The 25,695-nt window shown below is 36.2% G+C and carries 25 protein-coding genes; all 25 read left to right on the top strand.

Translation table 11 applies throughout. The features are described from left to right. Positions 1 to 228: 228 nt before the first annotated feature. Complete coding sequence (locus ACJ2A9_RS11555; protein WP_441421802.1) at positions 229 to 660, top strand: Zn-ribbon domain-containing OB-fold protein; 432 nt, start codon at positions 229 to 231, stop codon at positions 658 to 660. Continuing rightward, complete coding sequence (locus ACJ2A9_RS11550; protein WP_441421801.1) at positions 660 to 1,802, top strand: acetyl-CoA acetyltransferase; 1,143 nt, start codon at positions 660 to 662, stop codon at positions 1,800 to 1,802. The genes ACJ2A9_RS11555 and ACJ2A9_RS11550 overlap by 1 nt, the downstream gene beginning before the upstream one ends. 78 nt (positions 1,803 to 1,880) lie before the next feature. Continuing rightward, entirely contained in the window at positions 1,881 to 2,321 is a 441-nt protein-coding gene (locus ACJ2A9_RS11545; protein WP_441421800.1) for a hypothetical protein, read from the top strand. A gap of 189 nt (positions 2,322 to 2,510) precedes the next feature. Further along, positions 2,511 to 4,184, top strand: a complete 1,674-nt coding sequence (locus ACJ2A9_RS11540; protein WP_441421799.1) for a class I adenylate-forming enzyme family protein — start codon at positions 2,511 to 2,513, stop codon at positions 4,182 to 4,184. A 160-nt stretch (positions 4,185 to 4,344) separates the two neighbouring features. Beyond that, positions 4,345 to 4,470: a hypothetical protein gene (locus tag ACJ2A9_RS11535; RefSeq protein WP_441421798.1), complete on the top strand. Its 126-nt coding sequence runs from the start codon at positions 4,345 to 4,347 to the stop codon at positions 4,468 to 4,470. Between the two features lie 210 nt (positions 4,471 to 4,680). Beyond that, positions 4,681 to 5,529 (top strand): SDR family oxidoreductase, encoded by an 849-nt coding sequence (locus ACJ2A9_RS11530; RefSeq protein ID WP_441421797.1) that lies wholly within the window; start codon positions 4,681 to 4,683, stop codon positions 5,527 to 5,529. 92 nt (positions 5,530 to 5,621) lie between these two features. Then, positions 5,622 to 6,407: an enoyl-CoA hydratase/isomerase family protein gene (locus tag ACJ2A9_RS11525; RefSeq protein ID WP_441421796.1), complete on the top strand. Its 786-nt coding sequence runs from the start codon at positions 5,622 to 5,624 to the stop codon at positions 6,405 to 6,407. Positions 6,408 to 6,588: 181 nt separating this feature from the next. Then, positions 6,589 to 7,722, top strand: a complete 1,134-nt coding sequence (gene dctP / locus ACJ2A9_RS11520; RefSeq protein WP_441421795.1) for a TRAP transporter substrate-binding protein DctP — start codon at positions 6,589 to 6,591, stop codon at positions 7,720 to 7,722. Positions 7,723 to 7,862: 140 nt separating this feature from the next. After that, positions 7,863 to 9,188 (top strand): TRAP transporter large permease, encoded by a 1,326-nt coding sequence (locus tag ACJ2A9_RS11515; RefSeq protein WP_441421794.1) that lies wholly within the window; start codon positions 7,863 to 7,865, stop codon positions 9,186 to 9,188. A gap of 71 nt (positions 9,189 to 9,259) precedes the next feature. Continuing rightward, positions 9,260 to 9,763, top strand: a complete 504-nt coding sequence (locus ACJ2A9_RS11510) for a TRAP transporter small permease subunit (protein ID WP_441421793.1) — start codon at positions 9,260 to 9,262, stop codon at positions 9,761 to 9,763. A 363-nt stretch (positions 9,764 to 10,126) separates the two neighbouring features. Continuing rightward, a complete protein-coding gene (locus ACJ2A9_RS11505) occupies positions 10,127 to 10,888 on the top strand; it encodes an SDR family oxidoreductase (protein ID WP_441421792.1) in 762 nt (253 codons plus the stop codon). A 48-nt stretch (positions 10,889 to 10,936) separates the two neighbouring features. Then, a complete protein-coding gene (locus ACJ2A9_RS11500) occupies positions 10,937 to 12,088 on the top strand; it encodes an acyl-CoA dehydrogenase family protein (protein WP_441421791.1) in 1,152 nt (383 codons plus the stop codon). An 81-nt stretch (positions 12,089 to 12,169) separates the two neighbouring features. Beyond that, a complete protein-coding gene (gene menB / locus ACJ2A9_RS11495) occupies positions 12,170 to 12,967 on the top strand; it encodes a 1,4-dihydroxy-2-naphthoyl-CoA synthase (RefSeq protein WP_441421790.1) in 798 nt (265 codons plus the stop codon). 9 nt (positions 12,968 to 12,976) lie between these two features. Then, on the top strand, positions 12,977 to 13,759 hold the full coding sequence (locus ACJ2A9_RS11490; protein ID WP_441421789.1) for an enoyl-CoA hydratase/isomerase family protein: 783 nt from the start codon (positions 12,977 to 12,979) through the stop codon (positions 13,757 to 13,759). Positions 13,760 to 13,783: 24 nt separating this feature from the next. Next, the gene (locus ACJ2A9_RS11485) at positions 13,784 to 14,527 is read left to right on the top strand and encodes an SDR family NAD(P)-dependent oxidoreductase (RefSeq protein WP_441421788.1); all 744 of its coding nucleotides are present in this window, start codon (positions 13,784 to 13,786) and stop codon (positions 14,525 to 14,527) included. A gap of 54 nt (positions 14,528 to 14,581) precedes the next feature. Continuing rightward, positions 14,582 to 15,493 (top strand): SDR family NAD(P)-dependent oxidoreductase, encoded by a 912-nt coding sequence (locus ACJ2A9_RS11480; protein ID WP_441421787.1) that lies wholly within the window; start codon positions 14,582 to 14,584, stop codon positions 15,491 to 15,493. A gap of 49 nt (positions 15,494 to 15,542) precedes the next feature. Beyond that, the gene (locus ACJ2A9_RS11475) at positions 15,543 to 15,995 is read left to right on the top strand and encodes an FAS1-like dehydratase domain-containing protein (protein ID WP_441421786.1); all 453 of its coding nucleotides are present in this window, start codon (positions 15,543 to 15,545) and stop codon (positions 15,993 to 15,995) included. Positions 15,996 to 16,235: 240 nt separating this feature from the next. Further along, on the top strand, positions 16,236 to 16,637 hold the full coding sequence (locus tag ACJ2A9_RS11470; RefSeq protein ID WP_441421785.1) for a MaoC/PaaZ C-terminal domain-containing protein: 402 nt from the start codon (positions 16,236 to 16,238) through the stop codon (positions 16,635 to 16,637). 58 nt (positions 16,638 to 16,695) lie between these two features. After that, a complete protein-coding gene (locus ACJ2A9_RS11465) occupies positions 16,696 to 17,940 on the top strand; it encodes an acyl-CoA dehydrogenase family protein (protein ID WP_441421784.1) in 1,245 nt (414 codons plus the stop codon). A gap of 285 nt (positions 17,941 to 18,225) precedes the next feature. Further along, positions 18,226 to 19,911: a class I adenylate-forming enzyme family protein gene (locus ACJ2A9_RS11460; protein ID WP_441421783.1), complete on the top strand. Its 1,686-nt coding sequence runs from the start codon at positions 18,226 to 18,228 to the stop codon at positions 19,909 to 19,911. A gap of 70 nt (positions 19,912 to 19,981) precedes the next feature. Next, the gene (locus tag ACJ2A9_RS11455) at positions 19,982 to 21,061 is read left to right on the top strand and encodes a TRAP transporter substrate-binding protein (RefSeq protein ID WP_441421782.1); all 1,080 of its coding nucleotides are present in this window, start codon (positions 19,982 to 19,984) and stop codon (positions 21,059 to 21,061) included. An 83-nt stretch (positions 21,062 to 21,144) separates the two neighbouring features. Then, entirely contained in the window at positions 21,145 to 21,654 is a 510-nt protein-coding gene (locus ACJ2A9_RS11450) for a TRAP transporter small permease (protein ID WP_441421781.1), read from the top strand. A 63-nt stretch (positions 21,655 to 21,717) separates the two neighbouring features. After that, positions 21,718 to 23,028 (top strand): TRAP transporter large permease, encoded by a 1,311-nt coding sequence (locus ACJ2A9_RS11445; RefSeq protein WP_441421780.1) that lies wholly within the window; start codon positions 21,718 to 21,720, stop codon positions 23,026 to 23,028. Positions 23,029 to 23,139: 111 nt separating this feature from the next. Further along, positions 23,140 to 23,892, top strand: a complete 753-nt coding sequence (locus ACJ2A9_RS11440) for an SDR family NAD(P)-dependent oxidoreductase (RefSeq protein WP_441421779.1) — start codon at positions 23,140 to 23,142, stop codon at positions 23,890 to 23,892. A 658-nt stretch (positions 23,893 to 24,550) separates the two neighbouring features. Continuing rightward, positions 24,551 to 25,537, top strand: coding sequence for an MBL fold metallo-hydrolase (locus ACJ2A9_RS11435; RefSeq protein WP_441421778.1), 987 nt, complete (start codon positions 24,551 to 24,553; stop codon positions 25,535 to 25,537). Positions 25,538 to 25,695 lie beyond the last annotated feature (158 nt).

Below are 25,695 nucleotides of genomic sequence, written 5' to 3'. Positions count from 1 at the left end.
AAAACATACTTTGTTTTATTTGCAAAAGAGTATCGCGTGTTTGCGATACTCTTTTGCGGTTATGAGAAATATTTAATCTCTAACTTTTTAAATTAAGACATTAGTATCGGCATGATGCTTGCAATAGAACTATTAATAGGGAGGGAATAAAATAATTTAATTAATTATTTATCATGACCTTTTCTTTTTGTTTATTTAAGAGCATTAGTATAGGTGGAGGAGAGTATTATGAACAGTGATAACCAGTTACTACTACAACAGGTGAAAGGAAATGTGTCTAAAAAGTATTGGGACAATTTAAAGGAAGAAAAGTTTATGTTTCAAAAGTGCAAAGATTGTGGCTTCTCAATTTTTTATCCAAGGGTTGTTTGCCCAAAGTGTATGTCCGAAAACCTTTCTTGGCATCAGGCAAAAGGTAACGGACAGATCTATTCATATACGGTAGTCTATAGAACGGGTGATCCAATATTTAAATCTGAAACTCCCTATGTAGTAGGATTAATTGAATTAGCTGAAGGGATTCGTGTGATGGGAATTATTATCGGATGGGATGATCCAGAAGCACTGCAAATCGAGCAAGGAGTATCAATAGTGTATGACAAAGTTACAGATGATGTCACTTTACCAAGGTTTAAAATTAATAGAGAGGGGGTTGTCTAATGAGTATTAAAGGAAAAGTTGCAATAGTAGGGGTGTCAGAAACCGATAGCTGGTACATGCCAGACCTATCTCCACTTGACATGATGGCAAAGTCGGCAAAACGGGCCTTGGACGAAGCTGGAATTGATAAGTCTGAAGTGGATGGATTGTTCTCGGCCTCTTCATATTATTATATGCCCACGCTCTCCTTAGGTGAATATTTAGGGATCACCCCACGCTATACGGATTCTACTACTGTAGGTGGTAGTTCTTTTGTTTCTTTTTTAATGCATGCAGCAGCAGCAATCTCATCAGGTTTATGTAACGTTGCTTTAATTTGCTACGGAAGCTCACAGCGTAGTGATTTTGGTAAAGTTACAAGTATGTCCGAAAAAAATCCATATGAAGACCTAATGGGAGTACTTTATCCGCTAAGTTCTTATGCGTTAGCGGCACAAAGACATATGGCAGAGTATGGGACAACAAACGAACAATTAGCGGAAGTAGCAGTAGCCTCAAGGAAATGGGCAGCACTAACTCCAAAAGCGACAAAGACTGAACCAATTACGATCCAAGATGTCCTTAATTCACCAATGATTAGTTCTCCCCTCCATAAAATGGACTGTTGTCTTGTTACGGATGGAGGAGGTGCTGTTGTCTTAACATCAGCTGAACGTGCGAAATCATTGAAACAAAAACCGGTCTATCTTTTAGGAGCTGGAGAGTCACATTTTCACCGTTCGATTAGTTCAATGCCTAATTTGACTGAAACAGCTGCAAAACCATCAGGAGAAGATGCATTTAAAATGGCAGGGGTTACACAAGCAGATGTTGATTTATTAATGCTTTACGATGCGTTTACGATTAATGTGATTCTTTTCCTCGAAGATTTAGGATTCTGTCCAAAAGGAGAAGGTGGAGCTTTTGTCTCAAACGGTCGAATAGCGCCTGGTGGACAACTTGCAGTTAACACAAACGGTGGAGGACTCTCCTATTGCCATCCAGGTATGTTTGGAATCTTTTTGATTATCGAAGCGGTACGACAACTGCGGCGTGATGCAGGTGAAAGGCAATTAGAAAAATGTGATATTGCTCTAGTTCATGGGAACGGTGGTACGCTGTCAAGTCAGGCAACAGCCATTTTGTCAAATCAATCATCATAATAGTCTTGATAACGTTTAACGGGCTAGCTTTTTTCAGTGAACAAGTTATAAAAATGTACATTGAAAGGATGTGCGATAATGAAATTTGTGACTAAAGAGATTTCAGAGCTGTCAATCGGACAAAGTTGTAGTATCGAACGGACATTTACTGAGGATGATGTAAAGCTTTGTATTAGGCTAACAGGTGATAATAATGCCGTTTATTATAACGATAACGATCATAACTTTAAGACTAATGACTTGGAAGGACCAGTTACTCCAGCATTATTAAGTGAAGGATTAATCATGGAAGTCATGTCAAATAAACTCTTAGGTACTGCAGGGTTGATGTTACAAAAGGATATGATTTATAACCATCCCGTTTATGTTGGGGATACAATTACAGCCATCGTAGAAATCATTGATATTGATATTGAGAGGTCGTGGGTAACAATGATGATACGCTGCATTAATCAAGATGGAAAGGTAGTCACTACAGGACAAGTTGTCGGTTTGATTATTACGGAAATGGATAATTAATTACTAGGTAAATATAAGAGAATTAGAGATGATTCTTTCTTATCATTGTATCACAATATCGCGAAAAATATTCGCAATATTGTGAAAAAATAAAAAGCATTAATTCAGTCATAAAGCTAATCTCAATTGGTATGATAATTGCATATATTTAGGATTGATTGGATTAAATTATAAAAGGAGTTGTGCATAGTGGGAAAATTGGAAAAAAGTGTTGAGCGTCTTCTTTCACGTGACGATGTTAGGCTTACGAAAGAACAGGTAAATCATTATGTGAAGACGAAGCAATGGGGTGAAGAAAGCTTTGTTGACTATCTTGAGCAGCATGCAAAAACCAACCCAAATAGAGTTGCTATAACAGATGAAAATGGAATAGATACAACTTATGCACAATTACAGCAACAAACTGACCAAATTGCTTTAGCTTTACTAGAGTTGGGATTAGGACCTGGGGATCGAATTGCCGTTCAATTACCAAATTGCAATGAGTTTATTCTCACTTTAATGGGGGCTGCGAAAGCTAGTATTGTGCCTGTATTTTGTCATATGCCATATACAGAACATGATCTCGATTATGTAATTGGTTTGACTGAAGCCAAAGCGATTGTCATACCAGATACATTTAAAAACAAAAATTATATTGAGTTAATTGATAAGGTAAAAGAAAAACATACTTGTCTGGAGCATGTGATTGTTGTTTCTGAAAATCTCTCTGCTGGTACGATTAACTTTTACGATTTACTTCAAAAAGACACTCCTGCCGCTTCTAATAAGTTGGATGAAGTACGTCCTGTTGGGACTGACCCATTTTTCATTTTATTCACATCTGGAACAACAGGTAAACCGAAGGCAGTATTCCATTTACATGCAAATAATCTTTTCTATACGAAGGAGTTAAATAAAAACTTAAACATTCCAAATGATGGGAAAATGCTCGTTGTTCCTCCAATTGCACATTTGACTGGTTTAGCAGTAGGGTTTTTGACTTCACTCTATCGGGGAGGTTCCATCGTTTTACTTTCTTCCTGGGATGTAAATAAAGCGGTAGATTTAATCGAAAGTACGAAACCTTCCTACTTCCTAGGGGTTACCCCAATGTTAATTGATTTAGCTAGATTTGTAGGGTCAAATGAGAGGGATATTAGTTCATTAACTAATATGGTTTATGCGGGTGCTCCATGTCCATCTGAAATATTAAATATTTATAGTCAAAATTATAATTGTGAAATCATGGCCCTTTATGGTTATTCTGAAGGCGGATTAACACATTGTACTCGGCCTGGTGATGATACGACCATTACTAGTACAAGCTTTGGTAAAGTTGCAGACGGAATTGAAGCAAAAATTATTGATGGATCAGGGAATGCTCTCGAAGGACCTTGTGAAGGAGAGGTTGTAGTACGAGGTGCAAATTTCATCCCAGGATATTTTCGACAACCTCATAACAACAACAAGATGTTTGATAGTGACGGCTGGTTTTATTCTTCAGACATTGTCCGAATGGACGAAAATGAATACTGTACATTTTTAGGACGAAAGGATGATCTTATCAATCGAGGAGGGTATAAAATTGACCCTCGTGAAATCGAAGAGGCTCTTTATGCTCATCCCGATGTCAGTCAAGTAGCTGTAGTTGGAATTCCTGACGAAAGGCTCGGTGAGAGAATAGCGGCATGTATTATTTTAAAAGATTCAATGAAAACGCTATCACTTGAGGATGTTACAACATTCCTTTCGACAAAAGGTGTGAGTAAAAAGCATTGGCCTGAAGCGATTAAAGTCGTTGAAAGCTTTCCGATGACAGCCTCAGGAAAGATTCAACGATTTGTGTTAAGAAAGCAGGCGAGAGAATTGAAAATGTCTTAGTAAGTTTTAGATAGTTCATATTGTGGTACAAGATTAGTATTACTAGTTCACGGTAAAAATTCGCAATATTTAAATTGTTGCGAATTTTTATCATTTCATGGCCTATTCTAATGGGAAAAAGCGGAGATTTGGATATGAATATAGATGAAGGGTGTTGAACATGGAACAAAAAATGATGCGATTAGAAAAAAGTGTTGAACGGCTTCTGTCTCGTAACGATGTCAGGTTATCAAAGGAACAGGTGGATCATTACTTACGTTCCGGGCAATGGAATGCTGATTGCTAATGAGTTTTGAATAAAGTAACTGTAATATTAGCCAAAGTTTCTTTTGGCTTTAGTAATACAAATTTGCAAATTTAATTCTCTTATCCGCGAAATATTCTTAATATTAAGAATTTACTGACCTATTTTCGTGCTCTTATGGATTGGTACAACTTTTGCATAAGTAATAAAGGTATAGAGATGCTTTCTACAAAATTTAAGGGGGAATGTTTTATGTTTCAATCTGACCTATTAAAGGACAAAGTAATACTTATCACAGGTGGTGGAACTGGCCTTGGTCGTGCAATGGGAGAAAGGTTTCTTGGACTTGGTGCCAAATTAGCTATAACAGGCCGTCGTGAAGAAGTCCTACAAAAGACTGCATTTGAAATGGGCTCTAATGGCGGAGAGGTTTTCTATACAACTTGTGACATTAGAGATGCAGATCAAATAACTGAAATGGTAAATAGGGTTGAGGATCATTACGGACATATTGATGTGCTAGTTAATAACGCTGCAGCAAACTTTATTAGTCCTACAGAACGCCTCTCATCTCGTGCCGTCGATGCGATATTGAACACCGTACTCCATGGTTCGTTTTATACTACCCTTGAGATTGGGAAACGATGGATTGAACAGGGTAGAGGCGGAACAATGCTGAACATGGTAACCGTTTATGCTGAAACAGGCTGCGGATTTTTAGTTCCTTCTTCTGCAGCAAAGGCTGGTGTTTTAGCTTTAACACGCTCCCTCGCTGTTGAATGGGCTAAGTACGGAATTCGACAAGTGGCGATCGCACCGGGCTCTTTTCCAACAGATGGTGCTTGGTCACGCTTGGCACCGACTCCAGAATTAGCGGAGGGGATGGTGAAGAGAATTCCCGTAGGGCGTGTTGGGAATAAGGAGGAACTTAATAATTTAGCTGCGTTTCTAATATCCGATAATGCTGGATTTTTAAATGGAGAAGTCATTACCATTGATGGTGGAGAGTGGCTAAAAGGGGCAGGAGTGTTTAATAGCCTCGTTGACTTAAACGAAGAACAATGGGATGAAATTGCTGAGCTTACACGAAATGCGAAGTAATGTAAAGAATGAATTAAGTAACTAGATTAATAGTAAGCACACAACATGATTTAAGCTCTATTTTAATCCGATTTGAAAGGAATGTATAAAATATGAAAAATGCAAAATTTGAAAAGGAAGGTTCGATAGCAAAAATTACGTTAGCACGACCAAGTCAAAAAAACCCACTAAATAGACACTTTTATAAGGAAATGAATGAGTATTTAGATGAAATTGAAAGAGATGGTGAGATAAGAGTAATTTTATTATCTGGTGAAGGAGAAACATTTTGTTCGGGTGGAGACGTAAAAAATGCACTAAGTGAAGATGAAGCCGAGATGATTCCAGAAAGAAATTTAATTCGGGATTTCTTGAGAATTCCTTTAAGAATGAGGAATATGGACATCCCGATTATTACAGCGGTTAATGGACCAGCTGTAGGAGGAGGGGTCGCATTAGCACTTGCTTCAGATATTATTATAGCTTCAGATCTTGCTAAGTTTCATATGGGCTTTGTAAAAATAGGTTTGTCAGCCGCAGATATGGGAATGACCTACTTTTTACCACGGAATGTCGGTTATGCGAAAGCGTCTGAACTTCTATTATTTGGAGAAGTGATCAGTTCTGAAGAAGCCGAAAGAATTGGAATGATTAACAAAGTCGTCCCACATCAGACTTTAATGTTAACAGCTGATGAATGGGCTAATAGAATAATAGCCGGTCCCCCAGTCGGGATATCTTTAACAAAATATGCTTTAAACAAAGAGCAAGGCATGGATATGACAACCGCATTAGAATTTGAAACCTATATCCAAAGCTTTGCGATGAGAACTCATGATCATAAAGAAGCAGTTTCTGCATTTCTAAATAAAAGAAAAGCTGAATTTGTAGGTAAATAAAGAATAGCAAAAGCAGCAAGTCCACATGAGTGTAAAACGTGATGTAGAAACCATGTTGAGAGATAAGGGTTAACATAAAGAAATTGTCAGCATTGTCAATTTCTTAGTTATCATCTCACAACTTAATACCTAGTAGAAAAGTTTTTTTATAATTATACCCTATAGATGGAGGAGAAATAATATGAAAAAACACTTACAGTTACTACTTATATTGACCATAGGGTTAATCATTACGAGCGGTTGTGTGGATCGACAGGCTGGAAGCAACCAAGTAGATGGAGCAACGAATGAAGGGGACGAAACAATTAACCTACGACTTTCTTCAGGTCTTAGTATGAAAAGTGGTGCAATGGAAGGTTTCTTTGTCCCTTGGATGGATCGTGTTGAAGAGGAGACTGATGGTAAAGTACAGTTTGAAGTATTTACATCCGGAGAACTTGTACCAGTTACCGAAGAATTACGTGCCTTAAAAGATGGTACGATCGATATTGCAGCCCCGATCTATACACCTTATGATTCTCAGAGATTTCCGTTAAGTGAAGTAACTATGTTACCTTTAACAAATTCGGATGCAAAAATTGCAGCTCAGGCCTATGCTAATTTAATGAAAAGTGACGTTATCCTAAAGGATAGAAAAACCTTTTCTGAATTAGAATTTGAGGCAAATGGTATTAAAGCATTACCAACAAATATTGCAGAGAAAGCAGTAATCTCTACTGTAGATCATCCAATACGTACAGTAGAAGATTTCAACCTCTCTTTAAGAACGTCTACACGGGTAAGTGAAATATTTGCGAAGCATGTAGGAATTAGTACGGTTACAATGCCGGCAACTGAACAATATGATGCATTAAGTAGAGGAACTGTAGATGGAGCAATTATTAGTATTCCAGATTGGACGGGTTATGGGGTACATGAATTATTTACATTTGCTTTAGAAGGGTTAAATCTTGGACACTTTTCTTACATTTGGGCCATGCCGAAAGAGAAATGGGACAATTTTCCTGAAGATGTGCAACAGATTATGGAAGATGTGGCTTACGAAGAGGTTATTACTGGAGCTGAGTTGTGGTTGGAACGGGATAAGGAAACGAAAGAATATTTACTAGAAAAGGGTGGACAAATAGGAGAGTTTAGTGAATTAGACCCTGAAACTCGTCAAGTGTTAGAAGAGGGTATTATTAATACTTGGCGTGAGTGGATTGAAGATTTAGAGAATCGTGGAGAACCTGGTTTAGAAGTGGCTATCCTATGGAGAGATTTGATTGTTGAACTAGGTGGAGAAGTACCTGAGGGTGTTATGGAACTAGAATAATCTATCGGCTAATTTATAAGGATCTTGGGAATATTTGAAAACTTAAAAATAATTCCAAGGTCCTTCAATTTTGATCATCTTAATCGACTACGGGAAACCAACGAAGCTTTGCTAGTTGATCTATAGAAAGGGGAAAGTAAATGACAATTGAGGTAATGTTTATGATAGTTTTTTTGGTATTTTTCATGCTACTTATTTCGGGTCTTTATATTCATTCTGTACTCCTTGGAGTAGGAGTAATTGGAATTGCTTTATTAGAAGGACCGACCTTTGTATCGGGGTTTCTTACAGCTGATCCATTTGTAAAAGCTGCAAGTTATTCTTTAACTACAATCCCCTTATTTATATTAATGGCTCAATTTATTGTACAGTCGGGTATAGTACAGGATATGTATTCATTTATTTTTAAAATTTCACGTGGGAAAACTGGTGTTTTAGGAGGATTAACTGTCATTATTGGTGGCGTTTTAGGAGCAGTCTCGGGCTCACCATCTGCATCTTCTGCAGCACTCGGTCAAGTAGCCGTACCTCAACTAACAAAACGTGGTTTCAAAGAAGATGTAGCTGGAGCAACCGTTGCTGCAGCAGGATCTCTTTCAGGAATTATCCCACCAAGTGTCATATTAATTTTATACGGAGTTGTCACAGAAACACCGATTGGAGCACTTTTTATGGGGGCTGTGTTTCCAGGGATTATTATGATGTTTGTTATCATCTTATGTATGGTAATAGCTAACTATCGCACAATGAAAAAGGCGGACAATCATACTAGTCAAGAGATAGCTGCAACATATGATCGTGAAATCCTTAATATACCAAGGATTATTATAGCAATTAGCTTAACCTTCGCTATTGTTACAATTATATTTGGCGGAATTTATTCTGGCTTTTTTACTCCTACTGAAGCAGGGGCGGTAGGAGCGTTTGTCAGTTTGATTGTAGCAGCGATCCTAAAAAAAATAAACGTAAGCTTTTTTGAAAAATCACTAAGTGAAACAGTCAAAATTACAACAATGGTACTACTAATTATGATTGGTGCACAAATTTTCGGCAGGTTTGTATCTCTATCATTATTACCAAGGAAAATAACAGAATTAATTAACCCGATCATGGAATATCCAATTATTGTATTGATTTTAATTAGTATTTTATATTTTGTTTTATTTATGTTTATAGAAGGTGCAGCTGTAATTGTAATGACTACCCCAGTAATCTTACCAATTATTGCAACCATGGGAATCGATTTATTATGGTTTGGAGTGTTTGTATCTGTAATTTGTACAATCGGACTGCTCACTCCACCAGTTGGGTTAAGTGCTTATGCAGTGGCAGGGGTTACAAGCATATCAATTGAAAGAATTTTTAAATATACAATGATGTATGCATTAGTATTAGCAGTGATTACGTTAGGGTTGCTAATTGCATTTCCAGAAATAGCAACATGGCTTCCGAGCGTTATGAAATAGAAGGATGATTTCATTTAACTAAAACAATAAGGGGTGGTGTTTTCATGCCTGAATTTTATACGAGGGTATATATGGTATTTAATAAGGTGAAAAAAATAGGTCTATATATAAGTGGAATATCTGTCTTTTTAATGATGTTTTTTATTGTGGCAGATGTGTTTATACGTAATATTTTAAATTCTTCTATATCGGGGAATTTTGAGTTTGTTAAAAATTATTTTATGCCAATGGCTGTTTTTCCAGCACTTGCTTTTACATTTGGATCGGGTATTTTGCCGAGAATTAATATATATATAGAAAAAATGAGAGAGCAGTTTCAACGAATAACTGCTATTACACTTTTACTTTTTGAGATGGTGTTATTTTTATTACTAACTTATTATGGGTGGCAATATGCTGTGATGTCGATGGAAGAATCACTAGTATTTTCAGCAGGGGGAAATATGTATCCTCTATATCCGGCAATTTTTTTAGTTCCTCTCGGTTTTGGGTTAGTCACAATAGAAATCGTGTTTTTACTAATAAAAAATATTGTTCAAAATAAAGTTTCATTTAAAGCCTTGGATCTTGACTAAGTCCAGTTTTAAAAAGAAGGAATCTTGATTGAATATTCTATTATCAATCTAGATCTACTATGCGAAATCTAGTAAATATCTAAAACTATAAATTAAGTTAATCTGCTCTTACCTTGTCTTGTCTCTCTTAAAAGGGGGACGTTTTTTATTGTTTTTTTGCCATTTTCTTCGTATCGCATCATTGTATCGCATATATGCGAAATCTTATTGCGATATCGAAAATGTTAGTTCCGCTTAGTGACTTAGACCGCAACTTTAAAGTTGGCATAGAAATTGCAATTATAAATATGTGTAAAGAAACATTCAGCTTTATAAGATCTGCAACGAAACTATCGAATAAAAAAGTATATAGGGGGAATTTTGGTGACTAAAACAGCACTGATTACTGGAAGTTCACGTGGAATTGGCCGTGCTACTGCACTAAAAATGGCAAGTCAAGGATTTAATATTGTTGTTAATTACAAAAAGAATGAAGAACTTGCTCTAGAAGTAGTTGAAGAGGTAAAAAAGTTAGGGGTAGATGGGTTTGCTGTTTCGGCGGATTTAGAAAGTCCTGAAGAAATACGAGCGATGTTTCAAGAAGTGAAGCAACGTGTTGGGCACTTGGATGCTTTAGTTCTTAATGCTGCCGCAGCTGCTTTTAAACCACTAAATGATTTAAAAGTACACAACATAGAAAGAACATTTAATTTAACTGTCAGAGGAGCAATTGTAGCTGTGCAGGAAGCAACTCCATTAATGAAGGGACGATCTGGAAAAATTGTTACAGTTTCTGGCTTTGATAGCTTTAAGTATGTTCCTTACCATGGCATGCTAGGTGCAGCCAAATCCTCTTTAGAAACTCTGACACGTTACTGGGCTTGTGAACTCGCTGATGATGGAATAAATGTAAACTCTGTAAACCCGGGTGCTATTGATACTGACTCTTCAAGAACATACGCAGGTGATAACTGGGCTTCTTGGGAAAAGGAGTGGCTTGCGGCAACACCGAAACGTCGCATGGGAACGCCAGAGGATATTTCAGGAGTAATCGCTTTCCTCTGTTCTCCTGCTGCTGAATTTATTGTTGGTCAAACGATTGTCGTTGATGGAGGAATCACGATTACGTCACCACCTTTTTCCTAATGAAACCCTTGAAGAAAACTTATAATTTTATGAATGGAGGTTATATACATGTTGAATTTTTCATTTACTGATGAACAAGAAGAACTTCGTAAAGTGTTAAGGGATTTCGCTAAATCTGAGTTACTGCCAACGTATATGGAGTGGGATCGTAAAGGGGAGTTTCCACGTCATTTATGGGAGAAAATGGGTGAACTCGGTCTTACTGGGCTTCGAATTCCAACTGAGTATGGGGGTAGTGATGCAGATTGCATTACTACTGGAATAGCTGCCGAAGAAATAGGACGTGGAAATTTTAGTATGACTGCTGCTGTCTCTTCGAATGCACTTATTGGAGAAATCCTCAATAAGCATGCATCAGAAGAAATGAAAAAAGAGTGGTTGCCACCTTTTGCTAGTGGAGAAAAAATTATTGGGATAGCAGTAACAGAACCTGGATCAGGCTCTGATGCAGCAGGTCTTAAAACAAGGGCAGAACGAAAAGGAGATTCATACATTATTTCTGGGGAAAAATCAGGGATTACGTTGGCAACTGTTGCGGATGCGTTTATCATTTTCGCAAAAACTGATCCAGAACTTGGTGCTCGTGGTGTGAGTGCATTTTTAGTCACTGCTGATCTGCCTGGATTTGAAGCAAAGGGATATGAAGATATGGGGAATGTGCCTACAGGTCGTGGGTCATTATATCTCGATGAAGTAGAAATACCAAAAGAAAATTTAATTGGTGAAGAAAATAGAGGGTTCTATCAAGTTATGAATGGATTTGACTTAAGTCGCCTTTTACTCGGATTGCAGTGTATGGGTACTGCCAAGCAAACATTAGAGGAAACAGTAGAGCATGTCAAAACTAGACAGTCCTTTGGACAACCATTAGGAAAATATCAAGGCGTTTCCTTCCCTATTGCAGAACATTACTCAAAAATAGAGTTGATTCGTTGGCAGAGCTACAGAGGTTTGTGGTTACGTGATAATGGAAAGCCTCATACAACTGAAGCAGCAATGAGTAAATGGTTAGGACCAAATGCAGCACAGGAAATCATTCATGATTGTCTGTTATTAAATGGACATTATGCTTACACGAAAGAAATGCCAATCGAACAGAGATTACGGGATGTAATTGGGATTGAAATAGGTGATGGAACAGCTCAAATCCAGAAATTAGTCATTGCTAGGGGAATATTCGGTAAGGAGTTTCGACCGTAATTTGTCGGTTATTAGAATGGTAGATTATTAGATTAAATAGTAATAATAAAAATTTTATGAAAACTATTTGGAGGGATAAACATGGATTTAAAAGATGTCTTATATGAAAAAACAAATGGAACTGCAACAATTACGATCAATCGTCCGGAGGTTTATAATGCATTTCGTGCACTAACAGTTAGAGAGTTGATATGGGCATTTAGAGATGCATGGGATGATAATAGCGTTGGCGTTGTGGTTTTAACAGGTGCTGGAGATAAAGCATTCTGTACGGGTGGAGACCTGACTTCACGTGATGAGAAAGGGTATGAGGATTCTAAAGGGTTAGGAGGGGGAGTTGGATTAGAAATTGAAACTCTCCATAGTGTGATCCGTGATATACCAAAGCCTGTAATTGCCGCTTTAAATGGCTATGCAATAGGTGGAGGACATGTTTTACAAGTTATTTGTGATTTAACAATTGCTTCAGAACAAGCGATTTTAGGGCAGGTTGGTCCGAAAGTTGGGAGCTATGACGCTGGATATGGTACCGCTTACCTATCAAGAATTGTAGGCGAAAAAAAAGCGAGAGAAATATGGTATCTATGTCAAAAATATTCTGCAGCTGAAGCACAACAAATGGGTCTTGTTAATAAAGTCGTTCCTCATGAGAAATTAGCAGAAACAGTTGAGGATTGGTGTAATCAAATCATTAGAAAAAGTCCAACAGCATTAAAAATGATCAAGTATTCATTTAATGCTGACACGGCAAATATTCATGGGATCGCACAGATGGGACTGGGTAGTGTTGCGATGTACTATAAAACCGAGGAAGCTCTTGAAGGAAAAAATGCCTTTATTGAAAAAAGACCTGTTGATTTTAATAAGTTCAGAAAGTAGGGATTACTATTGAATTTTGAAACGATACATTTCGAAATAAAAGAAGAGATTGCCTACATTACTCTCAATCGCCCGAAACAACTAAATGCTGTTAATCGACAAATGCTTTCTGATTTAAATGATGCGATTGATATTGTGGAATCCAATAATGATATCAAGGTCCTAATCGTAACTGGAAATGAAGATGTATTTGCGGCAGGTGCGGACATTGTTGAAATCACTTCATTTGGTTCGACGATTGAATTTTTAGAAACAAGCCATCAAGGACATGAAGTTTTACTTAGGCTAGAAAATTTAGATAAACCCAGTATCGCTGTTGTGAAAGGCTTTGCTTTTGGGGGAGGTTGTGAAATTAGTCTTGCTTGTGATTTTCGGATAGCTGCAGACAATGCAAGGTTTGGAATACCGGAGATCAAGCTTGGCTTAATCCCTGGCTGGGGTGGAGCTTCACGTCTACAAAAGTTAATCCCATTTGTGAAATTTAAAGAAATGCTACTGACAGGTGATTCGATTACTGCTGGTGAAGCAGAGGCAATTGGGTTAGTGAATAAAGTTGTTTCAGTAGAGAGTGCAATGGAGGCTGGGCATGAGTTAGCAAGCAGGTTAACAAATAAATCAGCTGTTGCTCTTAAATATGCAAAAAGATTAGCTAATACGCAGTTAAATACTGATTTACAAACAGCGATAGAATTAGAAAAACAAACAATTGGTGTTTTATTTGGAACAAAGGATAGAACTGAAGGTACAAATGCTTTTGTAGAAAAAAGAATACCTATTTGGTCGAATTCTTAAACTGTAGAAAGAAGGGATATATGTATGAATCATAACCGTGTAGCATTTATTACTGGTGCAGGTAGAGGAATGGGGGAATCAATTGCAAAGAAATTGGCTCTTCAAGGAATGTCAGTTGTTGTTGCAGATATTAATGAAGAACAAGCAAATAAAACTGTACATTCAATTAAAGAGAATGGAGGAGATGGCTTAGCCGTTCAATGTGATGTTACTAGTTTATCTGAAGTTAGCAAGGCTGTTGATAAGGTAATCACTCATTATGGACGTATCGATGTATTAGTGAATAATGCAGGCTGGGATAAAGTAGAGCCATTCTTAAAAAGTGAACCCGAAACATGGGATAAGGTTATAAAAATTAACTTACTAGGACCGATTCATACATGTAAAATCATTTTACCTATCATGATCGAGAATTCTTATGGAAAAGTAATTAACATTGCCTCTGATGCTGGTAGAGTAGGTTCGATAGGAGAAGCAGTCTATTCGGGCACAAAAGGTGGGGTCATTGCTTTTACAAAAACATTGGCACGTGAAATGGCCCGTAACAAAATCAATGTCAATTGTGTAGCACCTGGGCCGACTGACACACCACTTTTTAAAGAAATGTCAAACGAGGGGTTAAAAGAAGCATTGGAAAAATCGATTCCTTTAAGAAGATTAGCTGAGCCGGAAGATATTGCCGGGGCAGTAGCGTATTTTGCTTCAGATGAGGCTGCTTATGTCACAGGTCAAACATTGTCCGTAAGTGGCGGATTAACGATGTCTTAATTTTTCTGAATATTTTTAATGTTTAATATAAAGTTTACGCTTGGGGGAATAGTGATGCTAGATTTGAATAACAAAGTAGCAATTGTAACAGGGGCAGGTCGTGGAATTGGAAAAGAAATCGCTTTACTTTTAGCAAAAGAAGGTGCAAATGTCGTTGTCAATGATTTAGGGAGTGGTTTAGACGGAACTGGAGCAGATGTGAAAGTTGCTGATCAAGTTGTTCAGGAGATAAAGGAGTTTGGTGGTGAAGCGATTGCCAACTATGATTCGATTACAGAGTATGAAAATGCTAAAAAAATGGTTCAATCAGCAATCGAAACATTTGGAAGAATCGATATTGTTGTAAATAATGCAGGGATTGTTAGAGACCGAATGGTTTTTAAAATGTCTCAGGAAGAATGGGATGCGGTTATTGCTGTACATTTAAAGGGGTCATTCAACATGACAAGTGCTGCGGCTCCATATTTTAAAGAGCAAAGAAGTGGTAGATTTATAAATTTCACCTCTACATCAGGCTTAATTGGAAATCTTGGTCAGGCTAATTATTCTTCGGCGAAGTTAGGGATTGTTGGATTGACCAAGTCTACTGCGATTGATATGGCAAGATATAACGTAACTGCAAATTCGATTGCACCTTTTGCATGGAGTAGATTAGTAGGAACGAAGCCAACCGAAACAGATGATCAGAAGGAAAAAGTAGAGAAGATTAAAAAAATGTCACCTGAACTGATTGCCCCTCTTGTTGCCTATTTGGCAACAGATGATGCAAGTGACGTAACTGGTCAGATCTTTGGAGTTAGAGGAAAAGAAGTGATCTTGTTCTCGCAACCCCAACCAATCCGTAGTGCTTATAACTCGGTTGGCTGGACAGTTGAAAGTCTCGCTGGAATGAAGCAGTCCTTTAAAGCGGATTTTACTCCTGTAAAGACGAGTGCAGAAGTATTTCATTGGGATCCGTTAGTGTAACCGGTAATTTGTGATTTAGAAATAGTATCTGATTGAGAGGTGAAATTGCTTGTCTGATGTTAAGGATTTAATTGGGATTGAATTTAAGCCATATAGCTTTGAAATAGAAAAAGGCAAAATTAAAGAATTAGTGAAAGCAATTGGAGATGATAATCCTATTTATACAAGTTTGGAGGCAGCTAAGGTAGCAGGATATGACGGTATACCTATCCCGCTCACGTTTCTTAATGTAGTTGATCTATGGGGTGGTTATGGATTTGAAGAAAAAGTGAAAAAGTTGAACTTAAATCCATTAAAATTATTAAATGGAGAACAGGAATTTGAATACATGAAGGATATTTATGCTGGAGATCTGATTACTGTTCAAAGCAAAGTTGTTCAAGCTGAAACGAAAACAGGAACAACTGGAAAAATGGAATTAATTACGACAGAGAATCAATACAGGAATCAACAAGATGAATTAGTAGCCATTTCAAGAAATGTAATCGTTAACAGAGTGTAAATAACTAGAAAAAACGAAACAAATTTATTGATATCCCATATAAAAAATCCCAGGATAAATTCCTCATAGTACTTTTACATGGAAGGTCCTTTTATAAAGCCTAGCTTTTATAGGTGGAAAGCATCGAGTTACGGAAAGATGCTTTCCACACACAGAAATTGAATGCGAATGTACAGCTTTAGAAAACGTTCATTACATCCACATAAATTTGTTGAAGTTATTCATTAGGAGGTAGAAGCAATGAATTTTGAAGAGCTAAAAGAGGGAGATACATTCCCACCTCTTAAAAAGGAAAAAATTACAAGGGTCCAATTAGCAAAATATGCAGGAGCATCTGGGGATTTCAATCCACTCCACCTAGTTGAGGAAGTTGGAGAGAAAGCAGGTTCAGGAATTATTGCCCATGGGATGTTAATTATGGGAATGGCTGGGCAAGGCGTTACGAGTTGGATTCCTAGAAAATATATTACTAAATTTAAGGTTCGTTTTAAAAAAATGACTTTTCCCGGAGAGGAAATAGAGATTACTGGGAAAGTGGTAAAAAAAGAACCTAACAATAATATTATCGGAGAAGTTGTGGCTAAAAACAGTGCAGGTGAGGTTAAAGTTTCTGGAATGTTTGAAGCTACACTACCTGAGTAAAAACAGGCCAGACATATTAGATTGATAGATTTTAATTTGAGGGGGAGGTTTTGTCGTAATGGTAGATTTTATGGTTCCTGATGAAATAAAAGAAGTTATCGCTTCTATTGAAAAATTTGTGGATCGAGAAATAGAGCCGCTCAAAAAAAAGTGTCATAAACAGTTAGAAAATGAGAGGTATTTTTACGATGAAAATGGTGTTTATGCCAAAGAAATTTTAGACGCCATGCGAGAAATAAGAATGAAATCCGCAAAAGCTGGTTTTTATAATATGTTTGGTGATCCAGAACTTGGAGGAAATGGAGATGTATTTGGTCCAATGGCGGTTGCCTTAATTCATGAGGCATTAATGAGAAAATATGGACTTGATCCTCTCGTGATGGAGATTTTCCCAGGTGGTTTGTTTACAAACGGTCTTACCCCGGTATTGTTAGGTCTTCACCCTGAAGTGAAGGATGAAGTGTTGCCTGGTGTGGCAAGTGGTGAGACAGTTCTATGTTTTGGCTTAAGTGAGCCTGATGCAGGTTCTGATGTTTGGAGTATGAAAACGAAGGCGGTTAAAGATGGGGATCATTGGGTTATCAATGGGACGAAGCAATGGATTTCTCATGCTCCTTACGCTAAGTATGCGATGATTTTTGCAATAACAGACCAGGAGTTAGCGAAGGAAAGGAAAGGCGGGATTAGTTGTTTTCTCGTACCATTTGACGGTGAAACATGCGCTAATACTTCTGTTATTCCAACTTTAGGACACTTGGGAGGACGGATTGGGATTGTCTCTCTCGACAATGCTCGTGTTCATGAGAAGTATATCATTGGTGACCTACATCAAGGCTTTGGTAAAGCTCTTGAAGGAGTAGATATTGGCAGAGTTGTTATGGCCGCTAATTGTGTTGGTGCAGCTCAATGGGCCTTAAATAAAGCGATTGATTATGCGAATGAAAGAAAAACATTTGGAGTGACGATCGGTAATCATCAGGCTGTCCAAATGATGCTGGCAGATTGTGCAATGGATATTTACAGTGCTCGTAATATGCTCTTGCACTGTGCCTGGAAGATGGAGAACCAGGATAAGCTTCCACTGAAGGAAATTTCAATAATAAAAGCATATTCAACTGAGATGGTACAGCGAGTTGTTGACCGCTGTATGCAGATCCATGGTGGTATGGGCTTAACGAATGAATTGAAACTTGAAAAAGTATGGCGCTGGGCAAGATCGCAAAGGATTCCTGATGGAACGACTGAAATTCAAAAGCGAACCATTGCTAGACGGTTGTTGAAGGGAGATCGAAACTTTTTCTAGTAAATTTACAATTAATAATGCTTTCTAATTTATTACTTGACGTGATAAATTGGAAAGCTCAGTTCTGATATATTAATTTTGCAAAATAGTGTTTCTATAACACATTTATGCGAATTATTTTCGCAATATTGTGAAAATTTTAACGATGGGTAGTATTATAAGGGGGAATTAACTGGCATGTTATTTGCAATTTGAAGGGTAAAGGGGGATTGATAAATAAATACAGAGAACCAGAATGGGGCAATGAAACTAAAATTATAAAGGCTGATAAAGGAGATGATGATAATGGAACAAAACCAAAGGTTAAAAAAAAGCATTGAACGCCTCATATCCAGGGTTGATGTCAGGTTAACGGAAGGGCAAGTAAATAATTACTTGAATGCAGGTCAATGGACAAAAGAAAGCTTTGTTGATTACTTAGAACAGCATGCCCAAAACATACCAGATCGAATTGCTATTACTGATGAAAATGGTAAGACAACTACTTATGCTGAGTTATCTGAACAGACTGATCAATTTGCTAAGGCATTATTAGAATTAGGGATAGGACCAGCAGATCGAATTGCCATTCAATTGCCAAATTGGAGTGAGCTTATTACTGCTTTTATGGGAGCTGCGAAAGCAAGTATCTTACCAGTGTTTTGCCATATACCTTATACAGAGCATGACTTAGATTATGTGGTAGGTTTGACAGAAGCAAAAGCTATCGTCATCCCTGATAATTTTAAAAATAAAAATTTTATTGATTTAATAAAAAAAGTACAAGAAAAACATTCTTGTTTGAAGCATATTATTGTTGTTTCTCAAAGTCGTTATGATGGAACGATTAATTTTTATGATCTACTAGAAAAAGGAATTCAATCAACCTCTTTTAACCTAGAAGAAGTAAGACCGGTTGGAACCGACCCCTTCTTTACTATATTTACATCGGGGACAACGGGGAAACCAAAAGCGGTTTTTCATTTGCATGCTAATAATTTGTTTTATATAAAGACATTAAATAAGAACCTAGGAGTTCCGGATGAAGGGAAAATGTTAATTGTACCTCCATTAGCTCATTTAACAGGTCTAGCAGTAGGAGTGTTGACGGCTCTCTATCGTGGGGGTTCAATTGTCTTGTTGTCTTCTTGGGATGTGAATAATGCTGTGAGTTTAATAGAAGATACAAAGCCGTCTTACTTTCTGGGAGTTACACCAATGTTAATTGACCTTATTAGTTATGAAGGTATAGAAGATAGGGATATAAGCTCATTAACGAATATTGTTTATACCGGTGCTCCGTGTCCCGCCAAAATCTTAAATATTTATAGCCAAAAATATGGTTGTGAGATTATGGCTCTTTATGGTTCTTCTGAAGGTGGACTAACACATTGTACACGTCTAGGTGATGATACATTTATTACTAGTAAAAGTTTTGGAAAAGCAGTTGAGGGGATTGAATCAAAAATTATTGATGAATCAGGGAATGAGCTGAAAGCTCCTTGCGAAGGTGAAGTGGTAGTGCGAGGCGCAAATTTTATCCCGGGATATTATTGTCAGCCAGAAAATAATAAAAAAATGTTTGATGAAGACGGGTGGTTTCACTCTTCTGATATTGTGCGCATGGATGAAAATGGCTACTGTACATTTTTAGGACGCAAGGATGACCTTATTAACCGTGGTGGGTATAAAATTGATCCTCGTGAAACTGAAGAGGCTCTTTTTACACATCCTGAGATTAATCAAGTAGTTGTAGTTGCCATGCCTGATGAAAGACTTGGTGAGAGAATAGCAGCTTTTATTATTCTAAAAGATAAATTGAAAGCGCTATCATTAGAAGATATTAAGAAGTTTCTATCGGAAAAAGGTATAAGTAAAAATCACTGGCCTGAAGTGATTCAAATTGTTGAAAGTTTCCCTATGACAGCTTCAGGTAAAATTCAACGTTTTGCGATGCGCGAGCAAGCAAAAGAGTTGAAATTGTCAAGGTGAACTAACTTTAACTAAGACTAAAATATATTTGTACTTCGAGTTAATTTTTAAAAAATTAGGAGGTAATATGATGAAGAAATTAAATATGTTTATTTTTTTATTCATAATCATGGTAATTTCAACCGCTTGTGGCAATGAGGAGACATCGTCAAGTGAAAAAGCTCCGAATGAAGAGGAGTCTAATGTTGAAACTTATGTATTAAAGGCTGTAAGTACTTATCCAAGCGGGTCAGTGCCAATACAAATTTTAGAGAAATATGGTGAGGAACTTCAAACACGGAGTGAGGGGAGATTGACACTAGAAATTTACCCAGGATCTCAATTAATGCCTGCAGCTCAGGAAATTCCATCAGTTTTGAGTGGGCAAGTAGATATGGCACTTACTGCATCTACTACTATTCAAGGGTTTGAATCTAGTTACTATATTTTCGACCTACCTATGGCGTTTAATCATGAAAAAGATGATGTCAACATTTTTATAAATGAAGCTAGAGAATATTTTAATAGTGAGCATGGTGGAAAGAAAATAGATAGCTTAATGGAAGAAAAAGGAATAAAAGTTTTGTCAAATACTTTAGGGGATGGTCCTGGGATATTGTTCATGTCAAGTGAAAACCTTATTACAGACGTAGAAAGCGCAAAAGGAAAAAATATACGGGTATCAGACGGCCAAATAGCACCTGAAATTTTTAGGGCTATTAATGCAAATGGAATTTCTGTACCTTCAGTAGAATTACATCCAGCTTTACAACAAGGGATAGTTGACGGTGCGCTTGTTCCAGCAATGTTTGCACATGATGTTAAATTACCTATAGATTCAGCAACAGTTGTACCTTTACTACAATATGTTCTACCAATTGTTATCTCGAATGAAAAGTTTGAGTCATTACCTACTGATCTTCAGGAAATAATCGTACAAGTAGGTAAGGATATAGAAGTATTTTCGGATGAGTTTGTGGCCGAACGTTATAACAAGATTGTCGGAGAGCTTGAAAGTAATGATGTGCATTTCTACTATCCAACAACCGAAGAACTTGAAGAATGGAGAGCAGCATTATCGCCTGTATGGTCAAAATTTACAGAAATTGTGGATAACGGAGAAGAATTAATTGATGGATTGAACAAAAGTTTGGAGGATATTCGAAACTAATTAATTAAACAAAAAATACTCGAGTATAGACTTAAATGTCAAGCTCGAGTATTTAAAAAAATTTTAAAAAAAGGAGTTATTAAATGGATAAAATCGACAGAATTGAGAAGTCTACTCAGATGTTGGACAGAATTTTAGAGTATATTGCTGTATTTTGCTTAATTCTAAGTGTAGTTTTATCAATTTTCAGTATTACAATGAGGAACTTTTTTAATCTCTCATATGGTATTGTCGAAGAACTAACTCGTTTCTTTATCATATATGGTGTATTTTCGTATATTGGTCCTCTAATTAAAAAAAATGAACATATTAAAATGGATTTAATACAAAAGATTATAAAAGCAAGATGGAAAAACATTATTAATTTAATTATCAGTATAATTTTATTTTGTTCATTTGCATTCTTGTTATGGAATTCTATTCAGTGGGTGTATTCTTTACTACAAATGAGACTAAAGACTTCTACGGGAACTATGCTTATGTTTGTCCCTACTCTTGCAATACCAATAGGAATGTTGTTTGGGTGTGTCTACTCTTTTATAGAAATTATTAAAGATACTTATAAGATAAAATTAATAAACAAAGAGCATTAAAAGGGTTAATTGCCTCACCTAATAAAGTGAATATTTAGTTTATTTTAGGCGGAGATTAAAAAAATGAAAGGAAGTAGTTCAAAGAATATAAAGGGGGGTAAGAGTTTGTTAATAATAGGAATGATTATGTTTATTATGCTACTAATTATAGGTGTTCCAATATGGTTAACCTTAGGAATCTCTGGAGGATTCATTGCTTTATTTTCTATGGGTCTTCCAGCAGATAATATTCCTACTCACTTTTTTAATGCAACAAATAGTTGGATATTATTAGCAATACCTTATTTTCTACTAGCAGGAAATTTAATGACCTACTTAGGTTCTGCCAAGAAAATGTTAGGGTTTATATATGATTTAGTCGGGCACTTACCGGGAGGGCTATCGTCAGCAGCAGTTATAACTGCTACAATTTTCGGAGCTTTATCAGGTTCAGCTACTGCTACGGTTATTGCTGTTGGTTCAATGATTATCCCTCAAATGATCGCATTAGGCTATTCTAAAGAAAATAGTTTTGGTGTTGTAGCTGCTTCAGGTACTCTAGGTTCTATGATTCCACCAAGTATCATTATGATTTTATATGCCTCAATTGTTCAAATTAATGTGGCGGATCTGTTTATTGCAGGGATTATACCAGGTATTTTTATTGCAATCTGTTTAATAATTACTAGTATAATCGTTAGCTTCAGAGAGAATATGGCTAGAAAAGAAAAGAGTTCCTTATCAAAGCTGAGAAAATCATTTCTTGAATCCATACCAGCATTGATTATGCCAGTTATTGTATTAGGTGGAATTTACACGGGAGTATTTACACCTACTGAGGCTGCATCAATTGCTATTGTATATGTTTTATTTATTAGTTATTTCTTTAATAGAAAGGAATTCACATTAATAAATATAATCCAAAGTTTAAAAAGTACAATGGTTACGACTTCAGTTATTTATATAATTTTAGGTGGGGCTACGTTATTTGCTACATCACTTACTTTTGCTCAAGTTCCACAACAGATTACAGAGTTTGTATCGAACCTTCCATTATCAAGCTGGTTAATAATGTTAGTAATAATATTATTATTATTAATTTTGGGTACTTTTCTGGATGCCGCACCGATTCTATTTATTACAGTTCCAATATTATTTCCTACTGTTATTGAGTTGGGATATGATCCGATACATTTTGGTATTTTAGTAATAGCTTGTATAATGGTGGGTCAAATAACTCCTCCTGTTGGACTTAGCCTATTTGCCATAAGTGGTCATTTTAAAGAAAATTTAAATGTAGTAGTAAAGGGTGTTATCCCTTATTTGTATGTTTTAATAATTGCAACTATTATTCTCTTATATGTTCCGTGGCTAAGCACCTTCTTAGTAAACTAACATTGTATTTTGTTCGCTATCTCGAAAATAAATCTATAAAAATTTTCATCAATTAAGACTTATAGATTGGTAGATTTTGCACGGAACAAACCTTAATTGAGGTGAAAAGAAATGCGCTTAAGAAATAGAGTTGCTATGATCACTGGTGCTGGTGGTTTAATGGGCCAAGCAATTGCGTTGCGCTTTGCTGAAGAAGGTGCAAAGCTGGTAATAACTGATATATCAGAAAGAAAACTAATGGATACAAAAAAAATGCTAACAAAATTAACGAAGGATATTATCGCTATAAGATCTAACGTATTAAATTATGATGAGGTTAAAAATGTTGTCAACGATACTTATGCTCAGATGGATAAAATTGATGTGTTAATTAACGTCGTAGGAGGTATTAGGAGTCATCCTATGAATCAATCGATTTTGGAAATTAGCGGGGATCGATGGGATGACACGATGACATTAAATATGAAGGGAACATTAAATTGTATACAACTAGTTGCTCCAAATATGGTTAAACAGAAATACGGAAAAATTGTAAATATATCTTCTATTGGTTTTGCGGGGGAATCAGGTCTATCCGATTACGGAGCAGCGAAGGCAGGAGTAGCATCCCTAACAAAAACTACGGCTATAGAATTGAGTCCTAACATAAACGTTAATTGTATTGCTCCTGGTTTAATTCAAACATCAATTACAACACGACTTGGGAATGATGAACTTGAGTACTATAGGAATCAAACACTTACAGGTAAATTGGGTGAACCAATTGATGTTGCTAATACTGCTCTTTTCCTTTCAAATGATGAATCTCGTAATATAACAGGACAAATAATAGCTGTTTCAGGTGGAATATCTCCACATTTGTAATTATTATGATGAATGCATTATGATCGAGAACGTATCAAGGATCTATGAAATAAAACCTGTTAGAGATAATAAATAAAAAGGAAGCTGTTGGGAGCTTAGATATCTCGGCAGCTTTTTTAATTTGTAATAATAATAGAAAGAATATAGAGGAAATTTGTGAAAACAATAACCATGGAAGGTACATTTCTTTTATAGAAGAACTTCCTTTACATTACTTATAAATTCGTCTTTTTCTTTTGGATCGCATCATTGTATCGCATATATGCGAAATCTTATTGCGATATCGTAAATTGTTTATGATTTTCCTCATTAAACAGTCTATCCATAGTTGGCATAGAAATTGCTATATAAATATGTGAGAGTAAAATTTAACCTTTAACCTTTTTGATTATGGCTATGAGGATAATTGAAATGAAAAATTAGATTGGGGGAAGATTGATGACTAAAACTGCACTGATCATTGGAAGTTCACGAGGAATAGGTCGTGCTACTGCAATAAAATGGCAAGTCACAGATCTAACATTGTTGTAAATTACAAAAACACTGAACATTCATAGACGCTTCTTAAAAGGGGGATCGCAACTTTTTCTAAATAGTAGATTGGAATTTAAAAATTTCGTTTCAAAAATAAATTCAATTATGATAGGAGAATTGTTACATGCAACCTCTCATAGAAGAAATATACCCTCATATTTACAAGGTTTCTTTATCTATTCCTGTTCCGCTAAAAGCGGTAAATATCTATTTATTTAAGGGTAGCGATGGTTGGAGTATCGTAGATTGTGGTTTTCATGATGATCATAGTGAAATGATTTGGGACACGGTTTTCAAGGAACTCAATATTGACTACGATGATGTAGCTCAAATTGTTGTCACTCATTATCACCCAGATCATTACGGGGCTGCGGGCTGGCTTCAAGAAATAACTGGAGCAGAAGTACTTTTACTTGATAAAGAAAAAGAGTATTTAGATTTGAATTGGCATGATAAAAACTACCCTTCACTAATAAAGCAATTTTTTCTAGAGCATGGATTGCCGGAAAATCTTGCTTTAGCTGTTGAGGATGAACATGTAAGTAGATACTCAGCTGTTTCACCACATCCTAGTGAAATGACATTACTATCTGAAGGGGTTGAAATACAATTAGGTAATTATCGTTTTAAAACGATATGGTCACCAGGTCATACCGAAGGTTTAATGACATTATGGAGTGAAAGTGAAGCAATTTTTATTGCCAATGACCTTGTTTTACCAAAGATCACACCTAATATTTCATTCCATCCAAATTCTGCCGTCAACCCTTTAAGTGATTTTTTATCTTCTTTAAGAAAAATAAGAGAATTGCCAGCAGAGGTAACATTGACTGGGCATAGGGAAACCCTTACAAATTTAAGAACAAGGGTAGACGAAATTATTATTCATCATGATCACCGGTTCGAAGTCATTAAAAATATTTTGAAGACTAATCAGGGATGTAATGCTATTTCAGCATATCAAATTTCTAATGATTTATTTGGTCATTTAAAAGGTATTGTACAACAGAGGTTTGCATTTTCTGAAACATTATCCCATTTGGAGTATTTAGTTCACGCTAATGAACTAAAAAAAATGTATGTTAATGAGAAATATTACTATTTTATTTAAGTATCCATCTATTGTAATTAGAAAGCCTCTTACTATCCATTAATCAATGTTTTTTCGTTTTGGCATAATTATTGCGATTAAAAAGCTATAACGCTTAACCAGGATTAGTAAGGAAAAAGGAAAGTGGAATTTTTAATAAAAGTTTTGAAAGGGTGAAC

Origin of the sequence: Anaerobacillus sp. MEB173 (genome assembly GCF_052119505.1) — a bacterium.
Lineage (GTDB): Bacteria > Bacillota > Bacilli > Bacillales > JBJMAU01 > JBJMAU01.
The sequence above is the reverse complement of the archived record's forward strand: the minus strand, read 5'-3'. Positions and strand labels throughout refer to the sequence as shown.

What these genes read in the sequence shown, in the direction of transcription:
- ACJ2A9_RS11535 (WP_441421798.1), top strand. Translation starts at nt 4,345, where the DNA reads ATGGAACAAAAAATGATGCGATTAGAAAAAAGTGTTGAACGGCTTCTG.
- ACJ2A9_RS11455 (WP_441421782.1), top strand. Translation starts at nt 19,982, where the DNA reads ATGAAGAAATTAAATATGTTTATTTTTTTATTCATAATCATGGTAATT.
- ACJ2A9_RS11440 (WP_441421779.1), top strand. Translation starts at nt 23,140, where the DNA reads ATGCGCTTAAGAAATAGAGTTGCTATGATCACTGGTGCTGGTGGTTTA.
- ACJ2A9_RS11470 (WP_441421785.1), top strand. Translation starts at nt 16,236, where the DNA reads ATGAATTTTGAAGAGCTAAAAGAGGGAGATACATTCCCACCTCTTAAA.
- ACJ2A9_RS11465 (WP_441421784.1), top strand. Translation starts at nt 16,696, where the DNA reads ATGGTAGATTTTATGGTTCCTGATGAAATAAAAGAAGTTATCGCTTCT.
- ACJ2A9_RS11515 (WP_441421794.1), top strand. Translation starts at nt 7,863, where the DNA reads ATGACAATTGAGGTAATGTTTATGATAGTTTTTTTGGTATTTTTCATG.
- ACJ2A9_RS11525 (WP_441421796.1), top strand. Translation starts at nt 5,622, where the DNA reads ATGAAAAATGCAAAATTTGAAAAGGAAGGTTCGATAGCAAAAATTACG.
- menB (WP_441421790.1), top strand. Translation starts at nt 12,170, where the DNA reads ATGGATTTAAAAGATGTCTTATATGAAAAAACAAATGGAACTGCAACA.
- ACJ2A9_RS11480 (WP_441421787.1), top strand. Translation starts at nt 14,582, where the DNA reads ATGCTAGATTTGAATAACAAAGTAGCAATTGTAACAGGGGCAGGTCGT.
- ACJ2A9_RS11450 (WP_441421781.1), top strand. Translation starts at nt 21,145, where the DNA reads ATGGATAAAATCGACAGAATTGAGAAGTCTACTCAGATGTTGGACAGA.
- dctP (WP_441421795.1), top strand. Translation starts at nt 6,589, where the DNA reads ATGAAAAAACACTTACAGTTACTACTTATATTGACCATAGGGTTAATC.
- ACJ2A9_RS11500 (WP_441421791.1), top strand. Translation starts at nt 10,937, where the DNA reads ATGTTGAATTTTTCATTTACTGATGAACAAGAAGAACTTCGTAAAGTG.
- ACJ2A9_RS11485 (WP_441421788.1), top strand. Translation starts at nt 13,784, where the DNA reads ATGAATCATAACCGTGTAGCATTTATTACTGGTGCAGGTAGAGGAATG.
- ACJ2A9_RS11445 (WP_441421780.1), top strand. Translation starts at nt 21,718, where the DNA reads ATGAAAGGAAGTAGTTCAAAGAATATAAAGGGGGGTAAGAGTTTGTTA.
- ACJ2A9_RS11545 (WP_441421800.1), top strand. Translation starts at nt 1,881, where the DNA reads ATGAAATTTGTGACTAAAGAGATTTCAGAGCTGTCAATCGGACAAAGT.
- ACJ2A9_RS11510 (WP_441421793.1), top strand. Translation starts at nt 9,260, where the DNA reads ATGGTATTTAATAAGGTGAAAAAAATAGGTCTATATATAAGTGGAATA.
- ACJ2A9_RS11530 (WP_441421797.1), top strand. Translation starts at nt 4,681, where the DNA reads ATGTTTCAATCTGACCTATTAAAGGACAAAGTAATACTTATCACAGGT.
- ACJ2A9_RS11550 (WP_441421801.1), top strand. Translation starts at nt 660, where the DNA reads ATGAGTATTAAAGGAAAAGTTGCAATAGTAGGGGTGTCAGAAACCGAT.
- ACJ2A9_RS11555 (WP_441421802.1), top strand. Translation starts at nt 229, where the DNA reads ATGAACAGTGATAACCAGTTACTACTACAACAGGTGAAAGGAAATGTG.
- ACJ2A9_RS11460 (WP_441421783.1), top strand. Translation starts at nt 18,226, where the DNA reads ATGGAACAAAACCAAAGGTTAAAAAAAAGCATTGAACGCCTCATATCC.
- ACJ2A9_RS11435 (WP_441421778.1), top strand. Translation starts at nt 24,551, where the DNA reads ATGCAACCTCTCATAGAAGAAATATACCCTCATATTTACAAGGTTTCT.